This is a genomic window from Poseidonibacter ostreae, assembly GCF_009208075.1.
Taxonomy (GTDB): domain Bacteria; phylum Campylobacterota; class Campylobacteria; order Campylobacterales; family Arcobacteraceae; genus Poseidonibacter; species Poseidonibacter ostreae.
Genome location: NZ_WFKJ01000087.1, coordinates 1 through 3,148, shown reverse-complemented (window position 1 = coordinate 3,148; position 3,148 = coordinate 1). Strand labels below are relative to the sequence as shown.

The 3,148-nt window shown below is 45.1% G+C and carries 1 rRNA gene; it reads left to right on the top strand.

The features are described from left to right. Positions 1 to 204: 204 nt before the first annotated feature. Positions 205 to 3,122, top strand: a 23S ribosomal RNA gene (locus GBG18_RS14835). Positions 3,123 to 3,148: the final 26 nt, after the last annotated feature.

The following is a 3,148-nucleotide window of genomic DNA, read 5'->3' as shown; positions in this document are numbered from 1 at the left end:
GATATTTAAAAATATAATGTTAAAGTCTTTAATTTTTTCGTTTAATTAATTTTCGTATGAAATTAGTTGAATAAATAAAATTTTATTATCTAAACAATTAGATAGAACACAACTATATTAGAAATTATATATGAGAATATATATTTAATAAGATAGTAGCCAAAGAATAATTATCAAAAATGCGACAGAATTTAATTCTGTTTATTATAAGCTATTAAGGGCTAATGGTGGATGCCTAGACTGTAAGAGGCGATGAAGGACGTACTAGACTGCGATAAGTCACGGGGAGCTGTCAAGAAGCTTTGATCCGTGAATTTCCGAATGGGACAACCCAGCATGGAGCGATTCATGTTACCTCGTAAGAGGGGCAAACCCGGTGAAGTGAAACATCTCAGTAACCGGAGGAAGAGAAATCAAAAGAGATTCCCAAAGTAGCGGCGAGCGAAATGGGATTAGGACAAACCCTATGCTTGCATAGGGGGTTGTAGGACCAAGATATGAGACTAGAGAATATAGATGAAATAGCTGGAAAGCTATAGCGTAGAAGGTGATACTCCTGTAATCGAAATGTTCAATAGCTCTATTGGTATCCTGAGTAGGACGGAACACGTGATATTTTGTCTGAATCTAGGGGGACCACCCTCTAATCCTAAATACTACTTACAGATCGATAGTGAACAAGTACCGTGAGGGAAAGGTGAAAAGTACTCCAGCGAGGAGAGTGAAATAGAACCTGAAACCATTAGCTTACAATCATTCGGAGCCCTATGATTTATCAGGGTGACGGACTGCCTTTTGCATAATGAGCCTGCGAGTTGTGGTGTCTGGCAAGGTTAAGCCAAGTGCGAAGCCGTAGCGAAAGCGAGTCTTAATAGGGCGAATTAGTCAGATGCTGCAGACCCGAAACGAAGTGATCTATCCATGAGCAGGTTGAAGCTGGTGTAAGAGCCAGTGGAGGACCGAACCGGTGTGCGTTGAAAAGTGCTCGGATGACTTGTGGATAGGGGTGAAAGGCCAATCAAACTTCGTGATAGCTGGTTCTCTCCGAAATATATTTAGGTATAGCCTTGCGTAGTAGCATATAGGGGTAGAGCACTGAATGGGCTAGGGCTGCTTACCGCGGTACCAAACCCTATCAAACTATGAATACTATATGTGTAATCGCAGGAGTCAGGCGTAGGGTGATAAAATCCTATGTCGAGAGGGGAACAACCCAGACTAACAGCTAAGGTCCCAAAGTCATATCTAAGTGGAAAACGATGTGGAGTTACTGTGACAACCAGGAGGTTGGCTTAGAAGCAGCCATCCTTTAAAGAAAGCGTAACAGCTCACTGGTCTAGTGATTCTGCGCGGAAAATATAACGGGGCTAAGATATGCACCGAAGCTTTAGATTCAATATTCTATATTGAGTGGTAGGAGAGCGTTCTATTCAGCGTTGAAGCTGTACCGGCAAGGAGCAGTGGAGCGGATAGAAGTGAGCATGCAGGCATGAGTAGCGATAATTGAGGTGAGAATCCTCAACGCCGAAAACCCAAGGTTTCCTACGCGATGCTCGTCATCGTAGGGTTAGTCGGGTCCTAAGTCGAGTCCGAAAGGGGTAGACGATGGCAAATTGATTAATATTTCAATACCAACAAATAAGCGTGATGTGGGGACGCATAGAGTTAATCGAGCTCACTGATGGAATAGTGGGTCGAAGGACGTAGGCTGTAACTTAGGCAAATCCGGGTTACATGAAGCCGAGATCTTACAGGCTCTTGACACTCTTCGGAGGAGATAGAGAATCGATGATACTGTCGTGCCAAGAAAAGCCACTAAGCATATTATTTGTTGCCCGTACCGTAAACCGACACAGGTGGGTGGGATGAGTATTCTAAGGCGCGTGGAAGAACCCTGGTTAAGGAACTCTGCAAACTAGCACCGTATCTTCGGTATAAGGTGTGCCTACTTTGGTATATGGACTTGCTCCAGAAAGCTAAAGAGGTTGCAACAAAGAGTCCCTCCCGACTGTTTACCAAAAACACAGCACTTTGCTAACTCGTAAGAGGATGTATAAGGTGTGACGCCTGCCCGGTGCTCGAAGGTTAACTGATGATGTTAGATTTATCGAAGCATTTGATTGAAGCCCGAGTAAACGGCGGCCGTAACTATAACGGTCCTAAGGTAGCGAAATTCCTTGTCGGTTAAATACCGACCTGCATGAATGGCGTAACGAGATGGGAGCTGTCTCAACCAGGGATCCAGTGAAATTGTAGTGGAGGTGAAAATTCCTCCTACCCGCGGAAAGACGGAAAGACCCCGTGCACCTTTACTACAGCTTGACACTGTAGCTTGGATATTCATGTGCAGGATAGGTGGGAGGCTATGAAACTAGGATGCTAATTCTAGTGGAGCCAACCTTGAGATACCACCCTTGAATATTTGAGTTACTAACTGGGATGAGTTATCCTCATTCAGGACAATGTCTGGTGGGTAGTTTGACTGGGGCGGTCGCCTCCTAAAAAGTAACGGAGGCTTACAAAGGTTAGTTCATGGCGGATGGAAATCGCCAGTTGAGTATAATGGCATAAACTAGCTTGACTGTGAGACATACAAGTCGAACAGAGACGAAAGTCGGTCATAGTGATCCGGTGGTTCTGTGTGGAAGGGCCATCGCTCAAAGGATAAAAGGTACGCCGGGGATAACAGGCTGATCTCCCCCAAGAGCTCACATCGACGGGGAGGTTTGGCACCTCGATGTCGGCTCATCGCATCCTGGGGCTGAAGCAGGTCCCAAGGGTATGGCTGTTCGCCATTTAAAGCGGTACGCGAGCTGGGTTCAGAACGTCGTGAGACAGTTCGGTCCCTATCTTCCGTGGGCGTAGGAAAGTTGAGGAGATTTGTCCCTAGTACGAGAGGACCGGGATGAACGTACCACTAGTGTACCAATTGTTCTGCCAAGAGCATCGTTGGGTAGCTACGTACGGATGAGATAAGCGCTGAAAGCATCTAAGCACGAAGCCAACTCCAAGATTAACTTTCCCTGAAGATCCCTCTAAGACTAAGAGGTTGATAGGCTAGATGTGTAAGCGTTGTAAGACGTTTAGCTGACTAGTACTAATAGATCGTTTGGCTTATTTAGTATTCTTTGGTTTACTATCTTATTAA